At 60.5% G+C, this 25505-nt stretch carries 29 protein-coding genes; 15 read left to right on the forward strand and 14 right to left on the reverse strand.

The window, feature by feature from the left end; translation table 11 throughout:
- Entirely contained in the window at positions 1-333 is a 333-nt protein-coding gene (locus AC5YUO_RS01200; protein WP_496153979.1) for a DUF1294 domain-containing protein, read from the forward strand.
- Here the strand turns inward: AC5YUO_RS01200 and AC5YUO_RS01205 are convergent.
- Entirely contained in the window at positions 315-824 is a 510-nt protein-coding gene (locus AC5YUO_RS01205; RefSeq protein WP_496153980.1) for a GNAT family N-acetyltransferase, read from the reverse strand. The genes AC5YUO_RS01200 and AC5YUO_RS01205 overlap by 19 nt on opposite strands.
- Positions 825-1097: 273 nt before the next feature.
- On the opposite strand from AC5YUO_RS01205, the gene AC5YUO_RS01210 reads away from it, so the two are divergent.
- A complete protein-coding gene (locus tag AC5YUO_RS01210; RefSeq protein ID WP_496153981.1) occupies positions 1098-1355 on the forward strand; it encodes a YjhX family toxin in 258 nt (85 codons plus the stop codon).
- Positions 1356-1427: 72 nt separating this feature from the next.
- Here the strand turns inward: AC5YUO_RS01210 and AC5YUO_RS01215 are convergent, their stop codons facing one another.
- The 4 genes from AC5YUO_RS01215 to AC5YUO_RS01230 form a co-directional block, all read right to left on the reverse strand.
- Complete coding sequence (locus AC5YUO_RS01215; protein WP_496153982.1) at positions 1428-1925, reverse strand: GNAT family N-acetyltransferase; 498 nt, start codon at positions 1923-1925, stop codon at positions 1428-1430.
- Positions 1916-3397: an Asp-tRNA(Asn)/Glu-tRNA(Gln) amidotransferase subunit GatA gene (gene gatA, locus AC5YUO_RS01220; RefSeq protein WP_496153983.1), complete on the reverse strand. Its 1482-nt coding sequence runs from the start codon at positions 3395-3397 to the stop codon at positions 1916-1918. The genes AC5YUO_RS01215 and gatA overlap by 10 nt, the downstream gene beginning before the upstream one ends.
- 54 nt (positions 3398-3451) lie before the next feature.
- Positions 3452-3739 (reverse strand): Asp-tRNA(Asn)/Glu-tRNA(Gln) amidotransferase subunit GatC, encoded by a 288-nt coding sequence (gatC, locus tag AC5YUO_RS01225; RefSeq protein ID WP_003496362.1) that lies wholly within the window; start codon positions 3737-3739, stop codon positions 3452-3454.
- Between the two features lie 125 nt (positions 3740-3864).
- Positions 3865-4569 (reverse strand): metal-dependent hydrolase, encoded by a 705-nt coding sequence (locus AC5YUO_RS01230; RefSeq protein ID WP_496153984.1) that lies wholly within the window; start codon positions 4567-4569, stop codon positions 3865-3867.
- Positions 4570-4653: 84 nt separating this feature from the next.
- On the opposite strand from AC5YUO_RS01230, the gene AC5YUO_RS01235 reads away from it, so the two are divergent.
- Positions 4654-4956 (forward strand): alkylphosphonate utilization protein, encoded by a 303-nt coding sequence (locus tag AC5YUO_RS01235; RefSeq protein ID WP_496153985.1) that lies wholly within the window; start codon positions 4654-4656, stop codon positions 4954-4956.
- Positions 4957-4970: 14 nt separating this feature from the next.
- On the forward strand, positions 4971-5450 hold the full coding sequence (gene ruvX / locus AC5YUO_RS01240; RefSeq protein WP_400812252.1) for a Holliday junction resolvase RuvX: 480 nt from the start codon (positions 4971-4973) through the stop codon (positions 5448-5450).
- Here ruvX and AC5YUO_RS01245 read toward each other — a convergent pair.
- The 7 genes from AC5YUO_RS01245 to AC5YUO_RS01275 all read right to left on the reverse strand — a co-directional run bounded on the left by AC5YUO_RS01245 (position 5402) and on the right by AC5YUO_RS01275 (position 10049).
- The gene (locus AC5YUO_RS01245; RefSeq protein WP_496153986.1) at positions 5402-5719 is read right to left on the reverse strand and encodes a DUF6105 family protein; all 318 of its coding nucleotides are present in this window, start codon (positions 5717-5719) and stop codon (positions 5402-5404) included. The genes ruvX and AC5YUO_RS01245 overlap by 49 nt on opposite strands.
- Entirely contained in the window at positions 5716-5877 is a 162-nt protein-coding gene (locus tag AC5YUO_RS01250) for a hypothetical protein (RefSeq protein WP_496154903.1), read from the reverse strand. Before AC5YUO_RS01250 ends, AC5YUO_RS01245 begins: the two co-directional genes overlap by 4 nt.
- Before the next feature lie 243 nt (positions 5878-6120).
- The gene (locus AC5YUO_RS01255) at positions 6121-6765 is read right to left on the reverse strand and encodes a TetR/AcrR family transcriptional regulator (protein ID WP_003521480.1); all 645 of its coding nucleotides are present in this window, start codon (positions 6763-6765) and stop codon (positions 6121-6123) included.
- Between the two features lie 153 nt (positions 6766-6918).
- Entirely contained in the window at positions 6919-7293 is a 375-nt protein-coding gene (locus AC5YUO_RS01260) for a type II toxin-antitoxin system RelE/ParE family toxin (protein ID WP_496153987.1), read from the reverse strand.
- A complete protein-coding gene (locus tag AC5YUO_RS01265; protein ID WP_496153988.1) occupies positions 7290-7586 on the reverse strand; it encodes a type II toxin-antitoxin system ParD family antitoxin in 297 nt (98 codons plus the stop codon). The genes AC5YUO_RS01260 and AC5YUO_RS01265 overlap by 4 nt, the downstream gene beginning before the upstream one ends.
- A gap of 61 nt (positions 7587-7647) precedes the next feature.
- Positions 7648-8259, reverse strand: a complete 612-nt coding sequence (locus tag AC5YUO_RS01270; protein ID WP_496153989.1) for a GNAT family N-acetyltransferase — start codon at positions 8257-8259, stop codon at positions 7648-7650.
- A 137-nt stretch (positions 8260-8396) separates the two neighbouring features.
- Positions 8397-10049 (reverse strand): acyl-CoA dehydrogenase family protein, encoded by a 1653-nt coding sequence (locus AC5YUO_RS01275; protein WP_400812243.1) that lies wholly within the window; start codon positions 10047-10049, stop codon positions 8397-8399.
- A 355-nt stretch (positions 10050-10404) separates the two neighbouring features.
- Here AC5YUO_RS01275 and AC5YUO_RS01280 point away from each other — a divergent pair, with 355 nt between their 5' ends.
- The 5 genes from AC5YUO_RS01280 (at position 10405) to dprA (ending at position 15129) form a co-directional block, all read left to right on the forward strand.
- The gene (locus AC5YUO_RS01280; protein WP_496153990.1) at positions 10405-10836 is read left to right on the forward strand and encodes a DUF6841 family protein; all 432 of its coding nucleotides are present in this window, start codon (positions 10405-10407) and stop codon (positions 10834-10836) included.
- 232 nt (positions 10837-11068) lie between these two features.
- Positions 11069-12010: an aspartate carbamoyltransferase catalytic subunit gene (locus AC5YUO_RS01285; protein ID WP_173986855.1), complete on the forward strand. Its 942-nt coding sequence runs from the start codon at positions 11069-11071 to the stop codon at positions 12008-12010.
- Positions 12007-13299: a dihydroorotase gene (locus AC5YUO_RS01290; RefSeq protein ID WP_496153991.1), complete on the forward strand. Its 1293-nt coding sequence runs from the start codon at positions 12007-12009 to the stop codon at positions 13297-13299. The genes AC5YUO_RS01285 and AC5YUO_RS01290 overlap by 4 nt, the downstream gene beginning before the upstream one ends.
- Positions 13300-13347: 48 nt before the next feature.
- Entirely contained in the window at positions 13348-13965 is a 618-nt protein-coding gene (gene plsY, locus AC5YUO_RS01295) for a glycerol-3-phosphate 1-O-acyltransferase PlsY (protein WP_496153992.1), read from the forward strand.
- Positions 13966-13986: 21 nt separating this feature from the next.
- Positions 13987-15129: a DNA-processing protein DprA gene (dprA, locus tag AC5YUO_RS01300; RefSeq protein WP_496153993.1), complete on the forward strand. Its 1143-nt coding sequence runs from the start codon at positions 13987-13989 to the stop codon at positions 15127-15129.
- Here the strand turns inward: dprA and AC5YUO_RS01305 are convergent.
- Positions 15082-15315, reverse strand: a complete 234-nt coding sequence (locus AC5YUO_RS01305; RefSeq protein ID WP_496153994.1) for a hypothetical protein — start codon at positions 15313-15315, stop codon at positions 15082-15084. The genes dprA and AC5YUO_RS01305 overlap by 48 nt on opposite strands.
- A gap of 258 nt (positions 15316-15573) precedes the next feature.
- On the opposite strand from AC5YUO_RS01305, the gene topA reads away from it, so the two are divergent.
- From topA to rpmG, 6 genes are all read left to right on the forward strand, one after another.
- A complete protein-coding gene (gene topA / locus AC5YUO_RS01310) occupies positions 15574-18258 on the forward strand; it encodes a type I DNA topoisomerase (protein WP_496153995.1) in 2685 nt (894 codons plus the stop codon).
- Entirely contained in the window at positions 18255-20609 is a 2355-nt protein-coding gene (gene rnr, locus AC5YUO_RS01315; RefSeq protein ID WP_496153996.1) for a ribonuclease R, read from the forward strand. Before topA ends, rnr begins: the two co-directional genes overlap by 4 nt.
- Before the next feature lie 45 nt (positions 20610-20654).
- Positions 20655-21098 carry a DUF983 domain-containing protein gene (locus AC5YUO_RS01320; RefSeq protein ID WP_496153997.1) on the forward strand — a complete coding sequence of 148 codons (444 nt, stop codon included), beginning with the start codon at positions 20655-20657 and terminating at the stop codon, positions 21096-21098.
- Between the two features lie 62 nt (positions 21099-21160).
- The gene (locus tag AC5YUO_RS01325; protein WP_496154883.1) at positions 21161-21787 is read left to right on the forward strand and encodes an NUDIX hydrolase; all 627 of its coding nucleotides are present in this window, start codon (positions 21161-21163) and stop codon (positions 21785-21787) included.
- Positions 21788-21804: 17 nt separating this feature from the next.
- Positions 21805-22971, forward strand: coding sequence for an MFS transporter (locus AC5YUO_RS01330; protein WP_496154884.1), 1167 nt, complete (start codon positions 21805-21807; stop codon positions 22969-22971).
- Positions 22972-23060: 89 nt separating this feature from the next.
- A complete protein-coding gene (rpmG, locus tag AC5YUO_RS01335; protein WP_003496403.1) occupies positions 23061-23228 on the forward strand; it encodes a 50S ribosomal protein L33 in 168 nt (55 codons plus the stop codon).
- Positions 23229-24131: 903 nt separating this feature from the next.
- On the opposite strand, the gene AC5YUO_RS01340 is transcribed toward rpmG, so the two are convergent.
- Positions 24132-25502 (reverse strand): PleD family two-component system response regulator, encoded by a 1371-nt coding sequence (locus AC5YUO_RS01340; RefSeq protein WP_496153998.1) that lies wholly within the window; start codon positions 25500-25502, stop codon positions 24132-24134.
- Positions 25503-25505 lie beyond the last annotated feature (3 nt).

Consider the following 25505-nt stretch of genomic DNA (forward strand, 5'->3'; position numbering starts at 1 on the left):
ATGGTGACGTTCGCTCTCTGCTTCATGGTCTATATCGTCTTCAATCTTTTTGTCTTTCTTGTCTATTGGTGGGACAAGGAAGCGGCGAGGAATGGCGGATGGCGCATTCGCGAAAACACGCTGTTATCGCTTGCTTTCGTAGGCGGCGGCGTGGGCGCGATTTCGGCGCAAAGGCTGTTGCGGCATAAAACACGCAAGGAGCCGTTCCGCAGTATCCTGCTGTCCATCGTGATATTGCAGGCGGGCCTTGCGGCATCGCTCGTCGTCATGCCGGAATGGCCGATCTGGCTTGCAGGCACCCTGCAAACCCTGCTTCAGAACACGGGTCCGTAAAGACCGCTCTCGACCTCGGCCAACTGCTTCTGCAGACCCACCGACTGCACCTCGCGATCGAGCTTCGGCGCATAGGAAACCGAGAGCCAGCGGACGCTATAGCCATGGTGTCGGAAAAAGGCGACGGCCGGTTCGTTCTGGGCGTGGGTCTCAAGCCGGATGGTATCGAAACCCTTCTCCTCTATCAGCCTTTCCACGTCGCCCAACAGGCGGCTGCCGACACCCCTGCGATGAAAATCCGGATCGATCCAGAAATCGGAAATCGTCTCGTCGAAATGTTCGCGCGCCGCCCAACCGGCAACCACGCCGCCGAATTCCGCCACGCGGATGGTCAGCCATGAGGAGCGGGTGAAATTGGAAAACGCACTGGCCGCATTGTCGTAAAGGGTTGGGGTGATGCCGAGCGCCGCGGTTGCCTGCCGCCAGGCCCTGAGGCCGATGGCCGCTAAGGCCTCCGCTTCCTGCTCATGCGCATTGCGAATGACGATCAAGCCGCGCCCTCCATGGCCGTGAAAATTAAACCATCGCCAGTGCGATTCGACCAGCACGGTTTTCGCGCGCCTGGCGGGACTTGACCGCGCAGGTTTCGCCCGTTACCCAAAAGGAGCAAGAACGGAGTTTTTATGTTCGCTCAATCGGAGTCCCGGTAACGGCCCTGCCCGCAAGTTTCTTGCGCGCCGGGCCAGATGAAACCGAGCCGGCTGCCTTAATGGCACCCGGATTTGTTTTCGCGCGTCCATGTGACGCTGACCGGACTTCCAAAAATGGACATTTCCCGCGCCGAACAGCGCATTCTTCACCTGCTCGCCCAGGGCGGCAGAATTGAACTCGTTCGAGACGATACCCGCAAGATCGAAAAACTCGCGCTTTATACGCGCGACGGCTGGATTTTCAGCGGCCTCGATCTCCTCACTTTCCGCAAACTGAAACGGAAGAGAGCGATCGCCTCTTCCGGCGGCAAGCCCTACCGCATCACCACGCGCGGGCTGGAACTGGTGCGAGGTGAGCTGGACAATCGATAACAAAAGGGGCGGCGGCCCACTCGCCGCCGCCCATCACGATGCAAACCGGCGAATGCGGTGTAATCAACCGGATTATGGTGCGAGCTTGCGCTCCAGCTTCACCTTTTCAAGCTCGACCTTCATGATGTCGGACCATTCCATGCCGCGCCAGACGATCTGAAAACCGCAACGCTCATAAAGACCGATGGCGGCCTGATTTCCGGCATGGGCGTCGATGCTGGCAAGCGGCAGGCCTTGCGCCTGCATCCTGTCGATAAAATGAAGGATCAGGGCTTTGCCGATCCCCTTGCCCTGCCAGTTCGGGTCCACCCAGAGATCGGAAATATGATGAGGCGCGGCATCGCAAGCGCCCCAGCCGACAACAACACCTTCGATTTCGGCAACGACAATATCACCGGCCGGAGACTTGGCGAAACTTTCGAATTCACCCCTCACCCGCTCGATGACATCAGGGTCGAGATAGCTGTCGTCAAAGGCCTCACCGGATCGCCAGGCGGCAAAACCGACAAAGCCGACCGCATCGCGGTCGGCTTCGTTCATCTGTCTAAGCTTGAGGCCGCTTACCACCACTTGGCAGGCGTGAACTTGCCGGCTGCTTGCTCGATGGCATGCGCCGTCTTGAACAGCGTTTCTTCCTCGAATGGCTTGCCGATGAGCTGCAGGCCGAGCGGCAGGCCCTTGCCGTCAAGGCCGGCCGGCATCGAGAGGCCCGGAAGACCGGCCATGTTGACCGTGATGGTGAAGACGTCCTGCAGGTACATCTTCACCGGATCGGAGGCGAGTTCCTCGTCACCGACAGCAAAAGCGGAAGACGGTGTGATCGGCGCCAGAATGGCGTCGACGCCTTCGTGGAAGACGTTTTCGAAATCGCGCTTGATGAGGGTACGGACCTTCTGCGCCTTCAGATAATAGGCGTCGTAATAACCGGCCGAAAGCACATAGGTGCCGACCATGATACGGCGCTGCACTTCCTTGCCGAAACCGGCGGCGCGGCTCTTTTCGTACATGTCGGCAATGTCCTTGCCATCGACGCGCAGGCCGTAGCGCACGCCGTCATAACGGGCAAGGTTGGACGAAGCCTCCGCCGGCGCGACGATGTAATAGGCGGGCAGCGCGTATTTGGTGTGCGGCAGCGAAATATCGACCACCTCGGCACCGGCATCGCGTAGCCATTCGACGCCCTTGGCCCAGAGCTTTTCGATCTCTTCCGGCATGCCGTCGACGCGATACTCCTTCGGAATACCGATCTTCAGACCCTTAAGCGACTGGCCGATGGCCTTTTCGTAATCCGGCACCGGCAGGTCCACGGAAGTCGTATCCTTGGCGTCGACGCTTGCCATGGTCTTCAACAGGATGGCGGCGTCGCGCACGTCACGGGCGATCGGGCCTGCCTGATCGAGCGACGAGGCGTAAGCGACGATGCCGAAGCGCGAGCAGCGGCCATAGGTGGGCTTGATGCCGACGGTGCCGGTGAAGGCGGCCGGCTGGCGGATGGAGCCGCCGGTGTCGGTTGCGGTGGCGCCGGCGCAGAGATGCGCGGCCACAGCTGCGGCCGAACCGCCCGAAGAGCCGCCGGGCACCAGCTTCTGGTCGGAACCATTGGCGCGCCAGGGATTGATGGCCGGGCCGTACCAGGAGCTTTCATTGGACGAGCCCATGGCGAATTCGTCCATGTTGAGCTTGCCGAGCATGACGGCGCCCTGATCCCAGAGGTTCTGGGTGACGGTGGATTCATATTTAGGCTTGAAGCCATCGAGAACATGCGAACACGCCTGCGTGTGCACGTCACGGGTGGCGAAAAGGTCCTTCACACCGAGCGGAACGCCTTCCAGCTCGCCGGCATTGCCGGTTGCGATGCGTTCGTCGGAGGCTTTTGCCATGTCGCGCGCCTTTTCAGGCGTCAAGGCGACATAGGCGTTCAGCGCGCCGTTCGCGGCATCGATGGCGGAGAGATAGGCGTCGGTCAGCTCGAGGGCGGAGAATTCTTTGCCCTTCAGCTTTTCGCGGGCTTCGGCAATGGTCAGGCTCGTCAGGTCGGTCATGGTCGGCAACGGCTTTCGAAAATCTCGGAAAAATCAGGCGGCAGAGGCGGTCGATTATTCGACCACTTTCGGGACCATGAAGAAGTCCCGGTCGGTCGCAGGCGCATTGGCAACGATGTCTTCCGCCTTGTTGCCGTCGGTCACCACGTCGGCACGCTTTTTCATCTCAACCGGGGTCACAGACGTCATCGGCTCGACGCCATCGACATTCACTTCCGAAAGCTGCTCCACGAAACCGAGTATGCCGTTCAGCTGGCCGAGCATATTCTGTGCTTCTTCTTCGCTGACAGCGATACGGGCAAGGCGCGCAACGCGCTTCACGGTGGCGAGATCGACGGACATGGTTTTACTCCGGTAGGAATTTTCCTACCCGCTATAATCACCATGTCCGTCCTTCGCAACGGTAGAAAGCATATCGCGTCACACTGCGGAGCGGTTTTGCTGCAACGACATGCTCTCATGGAACCTCAGAAGGAGAGCGTATCGCCTGCCTTCGGCGTGTGAACACGCGCTTCCGCGCCTTCCATGCCGGCCACGAACTTGTCCGGCGTCTGGTCGATGATCGGGAAGGAACCGTAATGGCAGGGAATGACGTTTTGGAACTTGAAGAAGCGCTGGCAGGCGAGAGCCGCCACCGCCCCGCCCATGGTGAAGCGGTCGCCGATCGGCACCAGACCGATATCCGGCTGGTGGAGTTCGTTGATGAGCTTCATGTCGGAGAAGATGTCGGTATCGCCCATGTGATAGACGGCCGGGCCATCCTCGAAATGCAGCATCAGGCCATTGGCATTGCCGAGCGAATGGGAGACGCCATCCTCTGTGATCTGGGCCGAGGAATGCAGCGCATTGGTGAAGGTGACGGAAAAGCCGTCGAAATGTACGGTCCCGCCGGTATTGCCCATATCGACTTTCGCGACGCCCTTTGCGGAAAGCCAGGCGGCAAGATCGGCATTCGCCAGCACGGTGGCGCCCGTTTCGCGGGCAAGCTGCACGGTATCGCCGACATGGTCGCCATGGCCGTGGGTCAGGAGAATATGGGTAATGCCTTCGGCCGCTGATTTGCCATCCTGCCCGGCAAAACCGGGATTGCCGGTGAAGAACGGATCGATGAGGATTTTCGCGCTGCCGTTTTCAAGACGGAAGGCGGAATGGCCGAGCCAGGTGATTTTCATGGGAAGTTCTCCTTTGTATTGCCGGTATATTATGACATAGGACGGCCTGAACAACCGCACTACCAATATTTAAGGGAGGCGACCATGGCCGCAAATGATGACGAGTACGTGTATGACGAGGCGACCGGTGAATGGCGGCCGGCCTCCGAACTGGCTGCGGAAGCGGCGCGTGCGAAGGAAGTACACGATGCAGCCGGCAATGTGCTGGCGGATGGCGATCAGGTGACGCTGATCAAGGATTTGAAGGTCAAGGGCACCAATACGGTCATCAAGCAGGGCACCGTCATCAAGTCGATCCGCCTGACCGACAATCCGGAAGAGATCGACTGCCGGCACGATACCGTCAAGGGTCTGGTGCTGCGCACCGAATTCGTCCGCAAACGGTAAGGGCGGTAAAGGACATGGCGATACTCACCATCGAGGAACTGGCGCAGACCCTTCAGCCCGCACAGGCGATTGCCGGCCTCGACCTTGGCACGAAGACCATCGGGCTTGCCATGTCGGACCTGTCCCGGCGTTTCGCGACGCCGCGTCCCGTCCTCAAGCGGGTGAAATTCACGCAGGATGCGGAAGTGCTGCTGGCCTTCGCCGAAAAGGAAAAGGTCGCCGCCTTCATCATCGGCCTGCCTGTCAACATGGATGGCTCGGCCGGTCCCCGCGTACAGGCAACACGCGCCTTCGTGCGCACCATGGGCGAAAAGACCGCCCTGCCCTTCATTTTCTGGGATGAGCGGCTTTCGACGGTCGCGGCCGAGCGCGCATTGCTGGAAATGGACGTTTCCCGCGCCAAGCGCGCCGAACGCATCGATTCGGCGGCCGCGAGCTTTATTCTTCAGGGCGCGCTGGACAGGCTTTCCGCACTCACCCGCGCGGCCGATTGACGGCCCTGCCACCAGGCGACAATCTGCTTTCTTTTTCGAAATGCGAGGATCGCAAAAACGATCAGGCTGTCGACCGCGATGGCGCGCACCACCAGCGGCGGCAGGCTTTCCGGCGGCAGGCCGAGAATATTGCCGTATATCTCGAATACGAGATCATGCGTCTGCCGCGTCAGCATGTAGAAGCCGAAGCTCATGTCGTAATAGGAAAGCCAGTACCAGCTGCCCAGCAGCGTGACGGGACCGGCCCAGAGGATCAGAAACCACTTCATGCCGCCTGCCCTCGTACAAACATCGTATCGGGAATGCCGGCAAGCACCACCCAGCGCACCGCTGCCATCAGGCAGAGGTTCAGCGCCGGCGCGTCGATATCCAACGGCAGCATCACAAAAAACGTCATCATGACGCCTAAAGCTGTCCAGCGGTTCACTTGCGGCTCCCTTATGCGCAGTCATTGCGCATGGTTAACATTTCGTTAATCCACACTGGACCGGCAGCCATGGCGAGGCAAATGAAAGCTGTCATTATGGTTAATGGCGGGCGGGTGACATGTGGAAAAGAATGTGATCCGTGAACGGCGGGATGTGCCAAGCGGTTGCCGGCCTGGTGAAAACAGGGTTGATTTTTCTTTAATGCCGCGCTTGTACCGGGCCCGACCGCCCCGGCTGCGGATTCAGCCGTAAACGCCGCGCACCAGCCTTTTGACGGCAGTGGCGATTTTGTCCCAGTCCCGGTCCGATTTGAGCGGCACGCCGGCAAACTGGCCGCTGGTGGCGGCGGAAATGACGAGGTGCTGAATGGCGGCGAACAGCACGGCATTGACCGCCGCCGTATCCACCCCCTTCGGCGCCGCCAGCGAACCGCGCATGCGCTCCAGCCATTTGCCCAGCGACTTGGCGCGGGCCTCGGCCAGCTGCCGGACCTGCGGTGAGCCATCGGAGACTTCCCAGGCGATGATCTTGCACACGAGAGGATCGCTACGGAGCGCATCCATGAAATAAAGCGCCAGCTTCTCCATCAGATCGCCATAGGTCAGCAGGAACATGCCGCCGGTATCTTCGGGAATGCGATCCTTCACCCAGGAGCCGAGATCCTCGCCGATTGCCTCGATCAAGCCATCGAGACCGCCGAAATAACGGTAGATCAGCTGCTTATCGCAGCCGGCGCGGCGGGCGACGGCATTGATGCCAAAGCCCTGAAACCCTTCCTCGGCAAGCAGCGACCGCGCCGCATTAAAAATTGCCTTCTCGGTCTGAGCGCGATCCTTGATGCGCTTTTCCGGTCTGTCGGCTGAAATCGCCTCTGCGGTCGCCAGCATGATTCCCTACCCGTTTTCTGAAAGGCCTTCTCAACGGGTTAACAAAGCATGAAGAGAAGAACAATGTGGTGGAATGGATGGTGCGAAGGTTTTTGTGGATGACGAGACCACCATACCATTTTCGATACGCGACAGCGACACCTGCGGACATTCTCAGGGAGCAATATCACCATAATCAACCGGAAGATGGCGCTCGATTTCCATGGAATCATGTAGAACGCGGCCGATCCCCACCAAACCGGGTTGCAGTGCACGATAAAGCAACAGATGCCTCGGATTTTTAACGAGGCCTGTTTCGCTTTTTGCCCGCTTACGACTAAAGCGCAGGTGATAGCTGCGCACGTCATCACCAAGTTCAGGGCGGATATTCGTGCCGGGGCGCAGCGGATCCCGAGCAACATCGCGCAGTCCAGTTGCAAGCAGTTTCTCGTAGCGTTTTCTCGCTGCAGCTCCAAACGTCGCATGTGTCCAACCAAGAATTTCAATAATGTCCGACCGCGCGGCTTCGGACAGACGATACATCGTCATTTCTCGTCAGACTTTGCAATGAGCGCTTCAGCCTCGCGCCCAAGATCGGAAATGAAGTCGTCGAGGGCATCATCCGAAACATCGGTAAAACGTCCCTGGTCAAGGTCAGCGAAGCCCTGTTGCGCCGCTATCTTCAAGGCTTCCAATCTGGTCGCCTCGAGACGCTCCCGCCTCTCAATCAATCGCAGGCCTTCACGCAGCACTTCACTGGCGTTTTGGTAGCGGCCGGATTTGACGAGCTCGTCTATGATCTCTTCGTGATGCTGTGTCAGGACGACGTTACGCGTTGGCATCGGAGTCTCCACCAGATTCACCCGTGCCAAGAATAGCACCTATTGGCATAATATGCCAATTTTACTCCAGCCCCATACCAAACCAGACGCTGCCGGGCGTTTCGTGGCTGTCGAGGCGTTTGAACCCGCGGGTTTCCCAGAAGCGCATGCCCGCATGGTTGCGCTCGCTGGCACCGAGGTGGATACCGTAGACGTTGTTCTGTCTTGCCATATCGAGCCATCGGGACAGAAGCCGGGTGCCGCCACCCTTGCCCTGCGTGCGCGGCAGAAGGTTCATGTGGATATGGGCCGGAAAAGGATCGGTAAGCCAGGAAGGCGTGCGGCGCGGATGGTGGATGAAATGGGCGCGGCGCTGGTCGGCGTCCCATGTCTGCTGGTCGCCGCCGGGATCGGCGTAAAGGGTACGCAGATGCGGCCACCATTCCCGTTCCAGTCGCTCTTCGTGCAGGGCCGTATCGAGCGCGCCGACGATATAACCGCACACACCTTCCTCATCCTCCGCCACAAAAACGGCATCGGGCCAGAGATGCAGATAGGGTACGGAATAGATGTGTCCGACCATGCGGCCATCATTATAAAGCGGAGTGGCATCCTGCCCGGCATCGCCGGTGGCAAGGCTTATGGCGTAGAGTGCGTCTTCATCCTCAGCGCGGGCGGAACGGAAAGTCAGCATTGGCAGCCGCCTTCCCTAGCCGCGCATCGACACGCGACGATGTCGTGACAGATGGGAACTCGCCTCATGCCATCGCTGTTTTTCAAATCCGAGACCCCTCCCGCCGGGACTGCAAAACCTTCATCCGCAAACATCAATCAAGATGCAGGCGGATACAATAAATCGATTATATACGTCGGATCGAAGCGGGAATCGAGCATGCCGTAAGTGTGCCGCCAGCCGCCCGCCAGACGCGTTTCGAGGAAGGCATCGGCGATCTTGCCGGCGCCGAGGCGGCAAAGCTCGGCGGCAGCGGCCGCAAGCGCGAACTGCTCCACCAGCAGGCGGGCCGCGCCCTCATCGCGTTCGGCAAGGGCGATAGCGGCGCGCAGCACGTCGGTGGTCTTCTTGCCGGCTGCTCCGAGATCGCGCTCCAGCGTCTGGAAGACGAGATCGAACAGGTCCTTGCCGCGCTGGAGAACCCGCAGCACATCCAGCGCCATGACGTTGCCGGAGCCTTCCCAGATGGCGTTGACGGGTGCTTCGCGGTAGTGGCGGGCAATCGGCCGCTCTTCCACGTAACCATTGCCGCCAAGGCACTCCATGGCCTCATAGATGAGCGCCGGCGCAATCTTGCAGCACCAATATTTGACGATGGGCGTCATGACGCGCGCATAAGCGGCTTCTGCGGGATTGTTGCGGGCGGCGTCGAAGGCGGTCGCCAGTCGGAAGGAGAGCGCGGTCGCGGCCGCCACGTCCAGCGCCATATCGGCGAGAACGCGCGTCATGATCGGCTGAGTGACCAGCATCTTGCCAAAAACCGAACGGCCGCGGGCGTAGTGCACGGCTTCGGCGAGCGAGGCGCGCATCATGCCTGATGATGCCAGCGCGCAATCGAGCCGCGTCAGCGTCACCATATCGAGAATGGTGCGGATGCCGCTGCCGGGATCGCCGAGCAGATAACCGAAAGCGTCGGTGAACTCGACTTCGGCCGAGGCATTGGAGCGATTGCCGAGCTTGTCCTTCAAGCGCTGGAAATGCAGGCCGTTCTTCGAACCATCTTCCAGATAACGCGGCACGAGGAAGCAGCCCATGCCGTCGCCCATCTGGGCGAGCATGACGAAACCGTCGCTCATCGGCGCGGAGAGGAACCATTTGTGGCCGGACAGGCGATAGATACCCTCGCCCACCCGCTCGGCGGTGGTGCGGTTGGCGCGTACATCGGTGCCGCCCTGCTTTTCCGTCATGCCCATGCCGATAGTGACGGCGGTTTTCTGCAGGGCCGGCTTCTGGGCGCTGTCATATTTGCGCGACAGAATCTTGGGCGCCCATTCCTTCTGCACCCGCGGCGAGGCCATGATGGCGGCAACGGAGGCGCTCGTCATGGTCAGAGGGCAGAGATGCCCCGCCTCCAGCTGCGAGGTCAGGTAAAATTTCGTGGCGCGAGCCTTGTGTTCGTTACCGCGCGTGTCGGGAGAATTCTCCCAGACGCTGGAATGCAGGCCTGACGACATCGAACGGCGCATCAGCGCATGCCAGGCGGGATGGAATTCCACCTGATCCAGACGTTCGCCGCGCGGGCCATGGGTATGCAGCTGCGGCACGCCCTGATTGGCCATGCGCGCCAGTTCCTGCGCCTCATGCGAGGTGACGTAGCGGCCGAGCTGGTCGTATTCGTCCCTCAGATTGCGCGACAGGCCGGAGGTGAGATCGACGATCAGCGGATCGGAACGATAGGCATTGATACCGGACCAGAGGCTTGGCTGGTTCAGTTCGGCGAGCGTTTCTTCTGTCCGGGAATTCTGGGTCATCCGCTGCTTCTAGCTGTTTTGTACTGGCATTGCATAGTGGGGTGATATTGCATAATTCCGCACACAGGAAGCGATTGAGACGATTAAGCCGCCGCTTTCAGCATTTTTCGGGAGAGGCTGATTTAAGTCTGCGGCCGGGAGAATGCCAGACACGTTTCCGGCAGGACGGGGCGACGAGACCCCTTACACGTCGAGAGCCGGCCCGCATATCGCTCAATTCGCCCGCCTGCGGCAGCCGATCGATCCGGTTTTACGCACAATCGCACGCATTCTGCTTAATCCACCACCTGATGTGGAACCTGCCGCAGGCTTTTTTGGTTGGCAACGTGTTGACAGCCTGCGCAGGGAGGGAGCCATGGAGGCGAGCGCAAAGAAGCTTTTCGAGCGATATGAACGATTTTTCAATACGTCCCTCAAAGGTGACATGAATATGGGAGAGATCGAATCCCTCTATGCCTCCGACTTCATCGCCGCTTCCCCTGCCGGGGTCATGACGGGAAAGAACGATGATCACCTGAAAGAGGTCATGACGAAGGCTTATGAGCGTTATCGCGCGATAGGAACGAAGGAGATACGTATTCGCGATATCCGTATGGCTCCCATCGACGCACATCATTGCATCGCCCACGTGTCCTGGACGGCGAGCTTTGCCCGCAAGGGCCAATCGAATGTCGCAATCGATTTCGACGTCCATTATTTCGTCCAGAAGCTGGATGGCAAACCAAAGGTTTTCGGCTGGGTGTCGGGCGACGAGCAGGCCCTTCTGAAAGAAAACGGCATTACCTGACGATGCGGAGGGAGAGGCGAAAACTTTTGCCAGATTGGGGAAACATCGCCGTGTCTTCATTTCAGCCCCTGCGGGCGCTTGCCCCGCGACCATGCAGTCTCTATAGAGCGCAGGACCGAATTCCGCGGCACTCCTGAGGCGTGTTCACAGCGAATGGGAGCGCACGGATCAGCATTCGGGCGTTCCGGGCATTTTCACGGGAAAATGCGGCGCCCGTCAGGAGGCAAACCGCATGGTCTTCTTCCCCCATCGCCATCTCCTCGGCATTAAGGGGCTTTCCCATCAGGATATCACCCTGCTTCTCGACAAGGCCGACGAGGCGGTGAAAATCAGCCGCCAGCGCGAGAAAAAGACCTCGACGCTTCGGGGTCTGACGCAGATCAACCTGTTCTTCGAAGCCTCGACGCGCACGCAATCCTCCTTCGAGCTTGCCGGAAAGCGCCTCGGCGCGGATGTGATGAACATGTCGGTCGGCAATTCCTCGGTGAAGAAGGGCGAAACGCTGATCGATACGGCGATGACGCTGAATGCCATGCGCCCGGATGTGCTGGTGGTGCGCCATTCTTCCGCCGGTGCGGCAGCGCTGCTGGCGCAAAAGGTCGCCTGCTCCGTGGTCAATGCCGGCGATGGCCAGCATGAGCACCCGACACAGGCGCTGCTCGATGCGCTGACCATCCGCCGCGCCAAGGGCGAGCTTTCGGGAATTACCGTCGCAATCTGCGGTGACGTGCTGCATTCGCGCGTCGCCCGTTCCAACATCATCCTGCTCAACCAGATGGGTGCGCGCGTACGCGTCGTCGCCCCCGCCACGCTTCTTCCCTCCGGCATCCGCGACATGAGCGTGGAAGTCTTCCACGACATGAAGGAGGGGCTGAAAGACGCCGATGTGGTGATGATGCTGCGCCTGCAGCGTGAGCGCATGTCCGGCTCCTTCGTGCCTTCGGTGCGCGAATATTTCCATTATTACGGTCTGGATGCCGAAAAGCTGAAGGCGGCGAAGGAAGATGCGCTGGTCATGCATCCCGGCCCGATGAACCGCGGTGTCGAAATCGCCTCCGAAGTGGCAGACGGTCCGCAGAGCGTCATCGAAAGCCAGGTGGAAATGGGGGTTGCCGTGCGTATGGCCGTCATGGAAACCCTGCTTGTCTCGCAAAATCAGGGTGAGCGCGTATGAGTGCCGTTACCGTTCTCAAGAACCTCCGCATCGTCGATCCCTCCCGTGATATCGACGAGACCGGCAGCATCGTCATCGGCGCCGATGGCACCATCCTCGCCGCAGGTAAGGACGCGCACAATCAAGGCGCACCCGAAGGGGCGACGGTGCGCGACTGCAAGGGTGTGGTGGCCGTTCCCGGTCTGGTGGATGCCCGCGTCTTTGTCGGCGAACCTGGTGCCGAGCACCGCGAAACCATTGAATCCGCCGCCCGCGCGGCAGCGGCTGGCGGCGTCACCAGCATCATCGTCATGCCGGATACCGATCCCGTTATCGATGACATCGCGCTGGTCGAATATGTGAAAAAGACGGCGCGCGACAAGGCAATCGTCAATGTTCATCCGGCAGCGGCCCTGACAAAGGGCCTCAATGGCGAGGAAATGACCGAGTTCGGCATGTTGAAGGAAGCCGGTGCGGTTGCCTTCACCAATGGCCGCAAAGCGCTGTCCGACACGCTGGTGCTGCGCCGGGCCATGACCTATGCCCGCGAACTGGGGGCCGTCATCGCACTCGAAACGCGCGAGAAATATATCGGCGGCGGCGACATGAACGAAGGGCTTTTTGCGAGCTGGCTCGGACTGTCAGGCGTTCCGAAGGAGGCGGAGATCATTCCGCTGGAACGTGATCTGCGCATTGCCGGCCTGACGCAGGCGATCTACCACGCCGCCAAGATTTCCGTACCGGAATCGGCAGAGGCGATCCGTGTCGCCCGGCAGCGGGGCGTGAAAGCCACCTGCGGCATTTCCATCAATCATCTGACGCTCAATGAGAACGATATCGGCGAATATCGCACCTTCTTCAAGCTTTCCCCGCCGCTGCGCGCCGAAGACGACCGCAAGGCGATGGTGGAAGCGCTGAAGGACGGCACGATCGACATCATCGTCTCCTCGCATGATCCGCAGGATGTCGATACCAAGCGGCTGCCGTTCTCGGATGCGGCAAGCGGCGCGGTGGGGCTCGAAACCATGCTGGCGGCGGCGCTGCGCCTCTATCACAGCGGCGAAGTTCCGCTGATGCGGCTGATCGATGCGCTTTCCACCCGCCCGGCGAAGATTTTCGGTCTCGATGCCGGAACGCTGAAGGCCGGTGCGAAGGCCGATATCACCCTGATCGACCTCGATGAGCCATGGCTCGTGGCGAAGGAACAGCTGGTGTCGAAATCGAAGAACACGCCGTTCGAGGATGCCCGTTTCAGCGGCCGTGCTGTGGCCACTTATGTGGCTGGCAAAGCCGTTCATTCCTTGGCATAAGATCACCAACAGAGATCGCGCTGCGGGCGGGACAGAGGGGATGTTTGAATGAGTGCTTTGACTGACTGGCAGACCGCGCCTGCCCTTCTCGCGCTGGCGGCGGTAATTGGCTATCTGTTCGGCTCCATCCCCTTTGGCCTCATTCTCACCCGCATGGCGGGGCTGGGTGACGTGCGCAAGATCGGTTCGGGCAATATTGGCGCTACCAACGTGCTGCGCACCGGTAACAAGAAGCTCGCCGCCGCTACGTTGCTGCTCGATGCGCTGAAGGGCACGGCGGCGGTTCTGGTCGCCAATGCGCTCTGGGGTTACGAGGCCTCGCTGGTGGCCGGTTTCTTCGCCTTTCTCGGCCATCTGTTTCCGGTGTGGCTCGGCTTCAAGGGCGGCAAGGGTGTGGCCGTCTATATCGGCGTGCTTCTCGGTGCGGCACCGCTGATGATGCTGGTCTTTGCCCTGATCTGGCTCGCGACAGCCTTCATCACCCGTTATTCCTCGCTCTCGGCGCTGCTGGCCATGCTGGTCATTCCCGTGGCGCTCTGGGTCCTCGGCCCGGAAAAGACGGCGCTGCTGGTGACGCTGCTCAGCGTGATTTCCTGGTGGAAACACCGCGAGAATATCGCGCGCCTGCTGTCAGGCACCGAAAGCAGGATCGGTCAAAAGGGCTGAGCCCCATTTTGAGGACAAGCCATGCCGCATGAGGAAACGACACGGCAGGGCATAGAGCTTTCCGCGCGGCAGCGGGTCGCGTGGCTGAGGCTGATCCGCAGCGACAATATCGGACCCGTTACCTTCCGCGAACTCATCAATCATTTCGGCAGCGCCGAAAAGGCGCTCGATGCCCTGCCCGAGCTTTCGCGGCGCGGCGGTTCCTCCCGCAGCCCGCGCATCGCCACGCAGGCGGAAGCGGAAGGCGAGATCGAAACCGCGGAAAAATTCGGCGCGCGTTTCGTCGGCATCGGTGAGCCGGATTACCCACCTGCCCTGCGACAGCTGGATGGCGCGCCGCCGCTGATCGCCATGAAGGGATCGGCGAATGCGGCGACAAGAGCCTGCGTCGGCATCGTCGGTTCGCGCAACGCCTCCATCAACGGCGCGAAATTCGCCGCCATGCTGGCGCGCGATTGCGGCCGCGCGGGCTATGCGATCGCTTCCGGGCTGGCGCGCGGCATCGATGCGGCAGCGCACCGGGCAAGCCTTGCAACCGGCACGGTTGCCATGCTGGCAGGCGGTCTCGACCGCCCCTATCCGCAGGAAAATTTCGGGCTTTTGCAGGAGCTATATGATCAGGGCGGCGCGACGATCAGCGAAATGCCCTTTGGCTGGGAACCCCGCGCGCGTGATTTTCCCCGCCGCAACCGCTTGATCGCCGGCGTTTCGCTTGGCGTCGTCATCGTGGAGGCGGCGGAACGCTCCGGCTCGCTGATCACGGCAAGGCTTGCCGGCGAAGCGGGACGGCTCGTTTTCGCCGTGCCCGGCTCCCCGCTCGATGCACGCTGCGAGGGCACCAACCGGCTGATCAAGGAAGGCGCGATGTTGACCACGGGTGCGGCCGACATTCTCGACGCACTGCGACCGCTGATGGAGCCGCAATTGCCCTATGACCGCAAGATCGAGGAACCGAGATCCGACACCGAGATGTCACCACTGGGGGACGACGAGCGCAGCATCATCGCCGCCGCTCTCGGTCCCTCGCCCGTGGAAACGGACGATATCATCCGTCACACAGGTTTTTCCGCCGCAACCGTTCATCTGGTACTGCTGGAGCTTGATATTGCAGGACGTCTAAACCGGCATGCCGGGGGGCGTGTTTCGCTCTTCATCGCGGATTGACAACTTGCGCCGACCGCTCTGGATATCGCCGACTTCGACATAGGCCATCTCGATCAGGTAACACAGCATGTCTGCACCCTCGCGGCTGGCAACCTGGCGCAGCTCCGCCAGCATCTGGCGGATGTAAGCCAAGTTCTCTCTGGTCCCCTCATTATGGGCATTATTGTTTGTTGCGTTCGGGACCATATATTTATCCTGGAAATTCAGACTGAAACGGGGAGCATTAAGTCGATTCAAATGATGTTGCCCATCATAACCAATTTACCAAAGATTGCAATACAACAATAGATTATCCATAGGTTGCAAAGGCCCGGAAGCGAGAAAATCGGGCTTGCCTCTTGACCAGCGGGCATTACCTGTCCATGTCGAATTATAAAGAAGGCCAATTGCGGCACCGCGCCGCGACCCGGCCACGTTAACGGACCAGTTCCAGAGAAGAACAATATGAATGTCGTCGTCGTAGAATCTCCTGCCAAAGCCAAGACGATCAACAAGTATCTTGGTTCGGGCTACAAGGTTCTTGCATCCTTTGGCCACGTCAGAGACCTTCCTGCCAAGGACGGATCGGTGCTGCCCGACCAGGATTTCGAAATGTCCTGGGAGGTCGACAGCGCGTCCGCCAAACGCATGAAGGATATTGCCGATGCGGTGAAATCCTCCGACGGCCTCTTTCTCGCAACCGACCCTGATCGCGAAGGCGAGGCCATTTCCTGGCATGTTCTCGATCTTTTGAAAAAGAAGCGCGTTCTCGGCGACAAGCCGGTCAAGCGCGTGGTCTTCAACGCCATCACCAAAAAGGCGGTGCTGGATGCCATGGCGAACCCGCGCGACATCGATGTGCCGCTGGTTGACGCCTATCTCGCCCGCCGTGCGCTGGATTACCTCGTCGGCTTCAACCTCTCCCCGGTTCTGTGGCGCAAGCTGCCGGGCGCGCGTTCCGCCGGTCGTGTTCAGTCTGTGGCGCTGCGCCTCGTCTGCGACCGTGAATCCGAGATCGAGCGTTTCGTCTCCGAGGAATACTGGAACATCAGCGCACTTCTGAAGACACCGCGCGGTGACGAGTTCGAGGCCAAGCTGGTTTCGGCCGATGGCAAGCGGTTGCAGAACCGCGCAATCAAGACCGGCGAAGATGCCAATCGGCTGAAGGCGCTGCTCGAAGGCGCGACCTATGTGGTCGACAGCGTCGAGGCAAAGCCCGTCAAGCGCAATCCCGGCCCGCCCTTCACCACCTCGACACTGCAGCAGGCGGCCTCCTCTCGCATGGGCTTTGGCGCTTCGCGCACCATGCAGGTGGCGCAGAAGCTTTATGAAGGCATCGATATCGGCGGTGAAACCGTTGGCCTGATCACCTATATGCGTACCGACGGCGTGCAGATGGCCCCCGAGGCGATCGATGCCGCCCGCAAGGCCATTGGCGAGCAGTTCGGCGACCGCTATGTGCCGGAAAAAGCGCGTTTTTATTCCACCAAGGCCAAGAACGCCCAGGAAGCGCACGAAGCGATCCGCCCGACCGATTTCAACCGCACGCCCGATCAGGTGAAGCGTTACCTCGATGCCGATCAGTTGCGCCTCTACGACCTGATCTGGAAGCGCGGTATCGCCAGCCAGATGGCGTCGGCCGAAATAGAGCGCACGACCGTGGAAATTCTCGCCAGCAATGGCGGCGAAAAGGCCGGCCTGCGCGCCGTCGGTTCTGTCATCCGTTTTGACGGCTTCATTGCCGCCTATACCGACCAGAAGGAAGATGGCGAGCAGAGCGACGATGGTGACGACGAAGGCCGTCTGCCGCCGATCAATGAGCGGGAGAACCTCGCCAAGCAGAAGATCAATGCCAGCCAGCACTTCACCGAGCCGCCGCCACGTTATTCGGAAGCCTCGCTGATCAAGAAGATGGAAGAACTCGGCATCGGCCGTCCTTCCACCTATGCGGCGACCTTGAAGACGCTGAGCGACCGCGAATATATCGTCGTCGACAAACGTAAGCTGATCCCGCATTCGCGCGGACGGCTGGTGACGGCTTTCCTCGAAAGCTTCTTCACCAAGTACGTCGAATATGATTTCACCGCAGCGCTTGAAGAAAAGCTCGACCGCATTTCCGCCGGGGAACTGGACTGGAAGCAGGTGCTGCGCGATTTCTGGAAGGATTTCTTCGCCCAGATCGAAGATACCAAGGAACTGCGCGTTACCAACGTTCTGGACGCGCTGAACGAAGTTCTGGCGCCGCTCGTCTTCCCGAAGCGCGAGGATGGGTCCGATCCGCGCATCTGTCAGGTTTGCGGCACCGGCAATCTTTCGCTGAAGCTCGGTAAATACGGCGCTTTCGTCGGTTGCTCCAACTATCCGGAATGCAACTACACCCGTCAGCTGACTTCCGAGGGCTCGGAAGCCGAAGCTGCCGTATCGAACGAGCCGAAGGCGCTGGGTGCCGATCCCATGACCGGCGAGGAGCTGACGCTGCGCTCCGGCCGTTTCGGGCCCTATATCCAGCGCGGCGACGGCAAGGACGCGAAGCGCTCCTCGCTGCCCAAGGGCTGGAAGCCCGAGGATATCGACCACGAAAAGGCCTTGGCGCTCATCAACCTGCCGCGCGATATCGGCAAGCATCCGGAAACCGGCAAGATGATCTCCGCCGGCCTCGGCCGCTACGGGCCGTTCCTGCTGCATGACGGTTCCTATGCCAATCTAGAAAGCATCGAGGACGTGTTCTCGATCGGTCTCAACCGCGCCGTTACCGTCATTGCCGAAAAGCAGAGCAAGGGACCGGGACGCGGCCGCAGCGGCACGCCGGCCGCGCTGAAGGAGCTGGGCGACCATCCCGATGGCGGCGCGATCACCGTTCGCGACGGGCGTTATGGCGTTTACGTGAACTGGGGCAAGGTCAATGCCACCATTCCGAAGGGGCAGGATCCGGTTTCGGTGACGCTGGACGAAGCGCTGGTGCTGATCGCCGAACGCATCGCCAAGACCGGCACGGGCGGCAAGCCTGCCAAGGCCAAGAAGACCACCGCCAAGAAGGCCGATGGTGAGGCGGCGGCGAAGCCGAAAGCCACCAAGGCCAAGGCGACGACCAAGAGCAAGGCGGCCGCCAAGCCGAAGGCAGCGGCCAAACCCAAGAAGGCAGCAGAGTGAGCAAGGCGCCGCGTCAGAGACAGGGTTCCGCCAGCGACGGTTTCGGACGTACCGGGCGCGGCAAGCGGGTGAGCGAAGGCGAAGGCATCATCCATGGCGAGGTGCCTTCCCGCGAAGTGCTGCTGAAATTCATCGCGGACCATCCGCAGCAGGCTTCCAAACGCGAAATCGCCAAGGCTTTCGGGCTGAAGGGTGAAAACCGTGTTGTCCTCAAGGCGCTACTGAAGGAACTCGAAGTCGATGGCATGGTGCACAAAAGCCGCAAGTCGCTGACGCGGCCGGGCGGTCTGCCGCCCGTCACGGTTCTCGACATCACCACGCGTGACAAGGACGGCGAATTGATCGGCCGTCCGGCGGAATGGCCGGAAGATATGGGTGCGGCACCGGCCGTGCTGATCCGCCAGTCGGCGCAGGATCGCGGCAAGAAGGCTCCGGCAGCGGGTCTCGGCGACCGTATCCTGGCGAAGATCTTCCCCTCCAAGGAGAGCGTCGGCCCGGCCTATACGGCCCGCGTTGTCAAGCTGATCGACCGTCGCCAGAACGCGCTGCTCGGCGTGTTCAAGCAGACGGAGGGCGGCGGCGGACGGCTGATGCCGATCGACCGGCGCGGCGAAGAGATGGTCATCGACCCCGATGGCGTCGGTGACGCCAAGGACGGCGATCTGATCGAGGTGGAAACCTCGCGCAACAGCGGTCGTTACGGGCTGACTCGCGCCAAGGTTCTGTCGGTCATCGGCTCCGTGGCTTCGGAGAAGGCGATCTCGATGATCGCGATCCATTCCCACGGCATTCCGCATATCTTCCCGCCGAATGTTCTGGCGGAAGCGGATGCGGCCAAGGCGGCCAGCATGTCGCATCGCGAGGACTGGCGCGACCTGCCGCTCATCACCATCGATCCGGCCGACGCCAAGGACCATGACGATGCGGTTTATGCCGAGCCGGACACCTCACCCGACAATCCTGATGGCGTCATCGTCACCGTCGCCATCGCCGATGTCTCCTGGTATGTGCGGCCGGGCGCGCCGCTCGACCGGGAGGCGCTGAAGCGCGGCAACTCCGTCTATTTCCCCGACCGGGTCGTGCCGATGCTGCCGGAGCGCATCTCCAACGATCTCTGCTCGCTGAAGGAAGGCGTCGACCGCCCTGCCCTTGCCGTGCGCATGACGTTTTCGAAGGAAGGCCGCAAGGCCGGCCACACCTTCCACCGCATCATGATGAAGAGTGCCGCCAAGCTCTCCTACCAGCAGGCGCAGGCCGCCATCGACGGACGACCGGACGACAAGACCGGCCCGCTGCTGGAGCCGATCCTGAAGCCGCTGTGGCACGCCTATGAGGTGATGAAGCGCGGCCGCGACCGTCGCCAGCCGCTGGAACTCGACATGCCCGAGCGCAAGATCCAGCTTCGGCCCGACGGCACGGTGGACAAGGTCGTCATCCCCGAACGGCTTGATGCGCATAAGCTCATCGAAGAAATGATGATCCAGGCCAATGTCGCCGCCGCCGAGACGCTGGAAAAGAAAAAACAGCCGCTGGTCTATCGCGTCCACGATGCACCGACGCTTTCCAAGCAGGAGGTACTGCGCGAATTCCTCGGCACCATCGGCATTTCCATGGCCAAAGGTGCGGCGATGCGCGCCAATTCCTTCAACGGCATTCTGGCGCGTGCCATTGATACGCCGCACCAGATCATGGTCAATGAAATGGTGCTGCGCAGCCAGAGCCAGGCGATCTATAGCCCCGAGAATATCGGCCATTTCGGCCTCAACCTGATGAAATATGCGCATTTCACCTCGCCGATCCGCCGTTATGCCGATCTGATCGTGCATCGGGCGCTGGTGGGATCGCTGGGGCTCGGCGAAGGCGGCATCACGCCACAGGAAGAGGCGACGCTTGACGATATCGCCGCCGAAATCTCGACCTTCGAGCGCCGCGCCATGGCAGCCGAGCGCGACACCGTCAACCGGCTGATCGCGCATCATCTGTCCGAGCGGGTGGGTGAGGAATTCGAGGGCCGCGTCTCCGGTGTCACCAAGGCGGGACTATTTGTCGCGCTGCCGCAGTTTGGTGCTGATGGCTTTGTTCCTATATCTACACTCGGAACCGATTATTTCCTGTATGATGAAGCCCATCAGGCTCTGACGGGGGAAAAAACCGGTCTCGGTTATCAGCTTGGCGACACGGTTCAGGTCCGGCTTGCAGAAGCGGTGCCTTTGGCGGGTGCGCTGCGGTTCGAGATGCTGAGCCCGGGGCGCAAGATGCCGGTCGGCACGCGCTCGTTCCACAAGGCGGGCCGGCGGACATCGCGTCCTGCCGCCAAGCCCGGAACGCGGCCGCCCAGAAGGCGACGATAACAAGACCGCTGCAGGCGGTTGAACGAACGGGAGAAGGACTTAAGGATGAGTGCACATCAGGGCTCGGAAACGGTCACCTTCGGAGACGATAGCGCGGAGAGGCCGCTCGGCCGCTCGATCATGCGGGGCATGGCCAACCGTTGTCCGGCCTGCGGCAGCGGTCGCCTGTTCCGCGCCTTCCTGAAGCCAGTGGACGCCTGTGCGGCCTGTGGCGAAGAAATGCATCATCACCGTTCGGACGACCTGCCGCCCTATATCTCCATCGTCATCATCGGCCACATCGCGGTTGGCGGCTTCATGATGACCGATATGGTGTTTTCCGTACCCATGTGGGTGCATTTCGCCATCTGGGTGCCTATCACCATTCTGGCCGCACTTTTGACGCTGCAACCGATCAAGGGCGGCGTGATCGGCCTGCAATGGGCCCTGCGAATGCACGGGTTCGACCGAAAACAGCAAAAGATGCAAATAGACGGCTCGTCTCACTGACGGTGGGCGGAACCGTGCATGTGCCTCAGCCTCCCCGGGATGCCACGACGGTGAGCGCCCCCCTGCGGCCGCGCGACGCCGCCTCCATCATACTGTTCGATCGTTCCGGTCCGCAACCGAGGGTGCTGATGGGCCAGCGCAGCAGCGCCCATGTCTTCATGCCCGGCGCTTACGTGTTTCCGGGCGGCAAACGCGATCCGCGCGACCATGCGCTGCCCTTTTCCGGCGATCTGCACCCCGCCGTCCTCAACAGCCTGACCGCTTCCGCGGCGCGACGCCTCAGTGCCGCCGGTGCGAGAGCTCTGGCGCTGGCCGCCGCGCGCGAGCTTTTCGAGGAAACCGGCGTGGATCTTCGACAGGGCGCCGAGGGTCCGGATCTTTCCCGCTTCCGATATGTGGCGCGCGCCATCACCCCGCCCGGCAATGTGCGGCGCTATGACACGCGATTCTTCTGCTGTTATGCCGACGAGTTCCGGCTCGATACCCGGCTAACCCGTGACTCCGACGAGCTCTCCAATGTGCAATGGCTTGACATGACAGACCTTTCCGGTCTGAACATGCCCAAAATCACACGCACGGTTCTCGAAGATGTCACAAAACTCATGATAGGTGATCCCTCATTGCCCTTTGAAAGCCCCGCGCGGCTCTATGTCACGCGCCACGGCCGGTTCATTCGAGACTTTGTATAAAGGCCGTCATGTCACAAATGAAATGCGAAGAAGCGGACGCCATTCACTGGCCCTCACTGATTGCCGCCATTTCCGCCATCAGTGCGGTCGGTGTCGCCATCGGTCTCGGCCTGCCGCTCCTGTCGATCATCCTTGAGAAACGCGGCATCTCCTCCACCATGATCGGGGTGAATTCGGCCATGGCCGGTGTCGCGGCGATGATGGCAGCCCCCGTGACCACCAAGATCGCCCATGATTTCGGCGTGGCGCGAACCATGCTGTTCGCCGTCGTCATTTCGGCGCTGAGCGCACTCGGCTTTTATTTCGCCGAGGCCTTCTGGATGTGGTTTCCGCTGCGAATCGTTTTCCACGGCGCCACCACCACGCTTTTCATTCTCTCCGAATACTGGATCAACATGACCGCCCCGCCAAGGAAACGCGGCATGGTCCTCGGCATCTATGCCACTGGCCTTGCGGTCGGCTTTGCGGTCGGCCCTCTTTTGTTTTCCGTGGTCGGCAGCGAAGGCATCCTGCCGTTTCTGGTCGGTGCGGCGATCATCCTGCTCGCCGCAATACCGATCTTCATGGCGCGCGGCGAAAGCCCGGAACTGGACGAGCGGCCCAACCATCATTTCGTGCGTTATGTCTGGCTGGTGCCGATGGCGTCCGCGGCGGCCTTTGTCTTCGGTTCCGTTCAGGCAGGCGGCCTTTCGCTCTTTCCGATCTATGCGACGCGCGAAGGCTTCAACGAATCGCAGGCGGCACTTCTGCTGACCGTGATGGGCATCGGCAACATGGTCTTCCAGATACCGATCGGCCTGCTCTCGGACCGGATGAAAGACCGGCGGACAATGCTGGGGCTGATGGCCTTTGCCGGTGTCTGCGGCACGCTGGCCCTGCCTTTCCTGGTGGAAAGCTGGCTTCTGGTGGCGGCCCTGCTGCTGTTCTGGGGCGGCCTGGTCTCCGGCATGTATACCGTCGGCCTCACCCATCTCGGATCGCGCCTGAAGGGTGCCGATCTGGTCTCCGCCAATGCCGCCTTCATCTTCTGTTATGCGGTCGGCACGATTGCAGGGCCGCAGGCCGTGGGCATTTCCATGGACCTTGCCGGAACCGACGGTTTCGCCTGGTCGCTGGCGGTATTTTTCGGGCTTTACGTGGTGCTTTATGTCGTCCGTTTTGTTTTCCGGGCAAAACAGGCTTGACTTTTCAGGCGCGATACGTAGTTTCGCGCCAGATTTAGCCGAGGTGAGAAGCGCCTGCGGCTTCTCTTTTGTTTAAAGGCAGGACGACCATGGCGAAAGCTACAACAATCAAGATCAAGCTGCTGTCGACAGCCGACACCGGTACCTTCTACGTCACCACCAAGAACAGCCGTACGTTCACGGACAAGATGACGAAGACGAAGTATGACCCGGTTGTACGCAAGCACGTTGAATTCAAGGAAACCAAGATCAAGTAATCTCTTGATCGGGTCTCCGGCAAAAGCGCGCCCAACGGGCGCGTTTTTTGTTTGTGCCGGGGAAAGAGCTGCCCCAAGTCTCTTCGCACCCAGCGGCTCCCTATCCCGGAAATAAGTGCGCCGCCTCTCCAAAGCCCCGTGACATTGCTATCGCCATTGCCAAGGCACGCGTCGGGCGCTGACAGGGTTGACCCTGCCGCCCGCTCAAGACATGACGCCGAGATATTCGCTGACACCATCCATGAAGGCCGTGCAAGCCGCCCCTGCCCCTATTATGCCCTCGCCCCTATAGCGGCGTCGCACAGCCCTGCCTGGAAGGCGGCAGGAGAAACCTGCGCCTTACAACACGCGCCATCAGCAGACTGTTTTGGGGAAGAAGGCGGTCGGCCAACGATGCGATTACGGCACGAGGAACCGATTCGGACATCGTCAGCCGACCGACCCCACGATTCAGGAGATGCGGCGGACCTGAGCATCATGGGGCATTCAAACTACGCAATACCAGCCCCTGACGAGCGAAATCGCGACGGCTAAAAGCCGCAATCATTCATCATCACTAGACGGATGAACCGCCGGAAGAACTGTTATTCTCAATTGTGAGTGTGCGCAGAAGTAAAATAAAAATCAACAAATTCTTAAGCCAGAGATACATCATCTGGGAAACATGGTTAAGTATACAAAGCTGGCACACTATAGTTGCCGGAGAGATTGAATTCAACGGGTTTTTCAACTTGAACTCTATTTATATCGTTAAGTTGCACCCTTTCATTGCAAAACGATAAAATACATCCAAGGTCAATGGTTTGCGGTCTCGCGACGTCCGCTCCAGTTTCCCGATCAACTATTTCGCCGGGATATGACGGAGAAATTGCGCTCTATTTTCAGTTAATCCACCGCTGAGGCTCAGGCAGCGGCAGCCACGACACGGTTGCGTCCGCCATGTTTCGCCTCATAAAGCGCCTTGTCAGCCTGTTTCAGTATCTCGTCCGGCGCCCCGAAGGCACCGCTGCTGGTGGCTATGCCGAGAGACGCGGTTATGCTCAATTCACGGTCGATGGAACGGACATAAAAAGGCTTGTCCTCAATAATCGCCCGCAGGCGCTCGGCGACGCTTGCCGCAAGCTCCATCGGCGTATCGGGCATGACGACAACGAACTCCTCCCCGCCATAACGGCAGGCGAGATCGGCGCCGCGCACCGTGCTGCGGATGCGGGCCGCAAATTCCCGCAGCACCTCGTCGCCGACATCGTGGCCATAGGTATCGTTGACCAGTTTGAAGCGGTCTATATCGGTCATGCAGATGGAGATCGGGCGACCGCGAATGGCAGCCCGGTCGAAGAGTATCTTGAGGTGATTGTCGAGGTAACGGCGATTGTTGAGGCCCGTCAGCCCGTCAACAATGGCAAGCTCCATCGTGTGCTGGAGATTAAGCCTCAGATGCTCGTTATAGCGCTTGCGCCTGATCTGCGTCAGCGAACGGGCGACAAGCTCATTCGGATCGATCGGGCGGAGAATATAGTCATTCACGCCAAGATCGAGCGCCCGCGCCACCATCTCATCCGCCCCCTGCTCCGCCACCAGAAGCAGCGGCAGGAAACGGGTGCGCTCCAGCGAGCGGAGCTGCGAACATAGCCTCAGCGGATCGTAATCCTCGAAATTGGAATTGACGATGACGAGTTCGAAAGGATTGCTCGCCGCCTTGAGCAAGGCGGCCTGCGGCTCGGTCACCGCATCGACCTCGGCGACCGGCTTCAACGCCCGGACGATACGCTCCTGCGAGCTGGCGCGACCATCTGCAACCAGCACGCGGCCGGGCGTCTGCATCAGGCCGTCGCTGCGCAGCATTTCCTCGATGCCGATCTGCCGGGCGGTTTCCGCGCGCAGCCGCAGCTCGTCACTGACGGCCTTGAGGCGGACCAGGCTTTTGACACGGGCGATGAGTTGCAGGTCATTGACAGGCTTGGTCAGAAAATCGTCAGCGCCGGCTTTGAGGCCGCGCACACGGTCCGACGGCTGATCGAGCGCGGTGACCATGACGACCGGAATATGGGCGGTATTGGGGTTCGCCTTCAGCCTTTCGCAGACCTCGAAACCATCCATGCCCGGCATCATGATATCGAGCAGGATGATATCGACCTGTTCCTCATCGCAGATCGCCAGCGCCTTGAAACCATCCTCGGCGGTGACGACGTCGAAATATTCCGCCAGAAGACGGGCCTCGAGAAGCTTCACATTGGCCGGAATATCGTCAACAACCAGAACTCTCGCCGTCATAAC

The sequence above is a fragment of the Agrobacterium sp. LEGMi-208b genome (genome assembly GCF_059511785.1).

Coding starts and splice junctions, on each gene's coding strand:
- AC5YUO_RS01290 (WP_496153991.1), top strand. CDS start 12,007: ATGAGTGCCGTTACCGTTCTCAAGAACCTCCGCATCGTCGATCCCTCC.
- dprA (WP_496153993.1), top strand. CDS start 13,987: ATGCCGCATGAGGAAACGACACGGCAGGGCATAGAGCTTTCCGCGCGG.
- AC5YUO_RS01235 (WP_496153985.1), top strand. CDS start 4,654: ATGGCCGCAAATGATGACGAGTACGTGTATGACGAGGCGACCGGTGAA.
- AC5YUO_RS01270 (WP_496153989.1), bottom strand. CDS start 8,259: ATGCTGACTTTCCGTTCCGCCCGCGCTGAGGATGAAGACGCACTCTAC.
- AC5YUO_RS01260 (WP_496153987.1), bottom strand. CDS start 7,293: ATGACGATGTATCGTCTGTCCGAAGCCGCGCGGTCGGACATTATTGAA.
- rpmG (WP_003496403.1), top strand. CDS start 23,061: ATGGCGAAAGCTACAACAATCAAGATCAAGCTGCTGTCGACAGCCGAC.
- AC5YUO_RS01320 (WP_496153997.1), top strand. CDS start 20,655: ATGAGTGCACATCAGGGCTCGGAAACGGTCACCTTCGGAGACGATAGC.
- AC5YUO_RS01330 (WP_496154884.1), top strand. CDS start 21,805: ATGAAATGCGAAGAAGCGGACGCCATTCACTGGCCCTCACTGATTGCC.
- AC5YUO_RS01265 (WP_496153988.1), bottom strand. CDS start 7,586: ATGCCAACGCGTAACGTCGTCCTGACACAGCATCACGAAGAGATCATA.
- plsY (WP_496153992.1), top strand. CDS start 13,348: ATGAGTGCTTTGACTGACTGGCAGACCGCGCCTGCCCTTCTCGCGCTG.
- AC5YUO_RS01285 (WP_173986855.1), top strand. CDS start 11,069: ATGGTCTTCTTCCCCCATCGCCATCTCCTCGGCATTAAGGGGCTTTCC.
- AC5YUO_RS01230 (WP_496153984.1), bottom strand. CDS start 4,569: ATGAAAATCACCTGGCTCGGCCATTCCGCCTTCCGTCTTGAAAACGGC.
- AC5YUO_RS01200 (WP_496153979.1), top strand. CDS start 1: ATGGTGACGTTCGCTCTCTGCTTCATGGTCTATATCGTCTTCAATCTT.
- AC5YUO_RS01275 (WP_400812243.1), bottom strand. CDS start 10,049: ATGACCCAGAATTCCCGGACAGAAGAAACGCTCGCCGAACTGAACCAG.
- AC5YUO_RS01210 (WP_496153981.1), top strand. CDS start 1,098: ATGGACATTTCCCGCGCCGAACAGCGCATTCTTCACCTGCTCGCCCAG.
- gatC (WP_003496362.1), bottom strand. CDS start 3,739: ATGTCCGTCGATCTCGCCACCGTGAAGCGCGTTGCGCGCCTTGCCCGT.
- ruvX (WP_400812252.1), top strand. CDS start 4,971: ATGGCGATACTCACCATCGAGGAACTGGCGCAGACCCTTCAGCCCGCA.
- topA (WP_496153995.1), top strand. CDS start 15,574: ATGAATGTCGTCGTCGTAGAATCTCCTGCCAAAGCCAAGACGATCAAC.
- gatA (WP_496153983.1), bottom strand. CDS start 3,397: ATGACCGACCTGACGAGCCTGACCATTGCCGAAGCCCGCGAAAAGCTG.
- AC5YUO_RS01255 (WP_003521480.1), bottom strand. CDS start 6,765: ATGCTGGCGACCGCAGAGGCGATTTCAGCCGACAGACCGGAAAAGCGC.
- AC5YUO_RS01305 (WP_496153994.1), bottom strand. CDS start 15,315: ATGGTCCCGAACGCAACAAACAATAATGCCCATAATGAGGGGACCAGA.
- AC5YUO_RS01245 (WP_496153986.1), bottom strand. CDS start 5,719: ATGAAGTGGTTTCTGATCCTCTGGGCCGGTCCCGTCACGCTGCTGGGC.
- AC5YUO_RS01340 (WP_496153998.1), bottom strand. CDS start 25,502: ATGACGGCGAGAGTTCTGGTTGTTGACGATATTCCGGCCAATGTGAAG.
- AC5YUO_RS01280 (WP_496153990.1), top strand. CDS start 10,405: ATGGAGGCGAGCGCAAAGAAGCTTTTCGAGCGATATGAACGATTTTTC.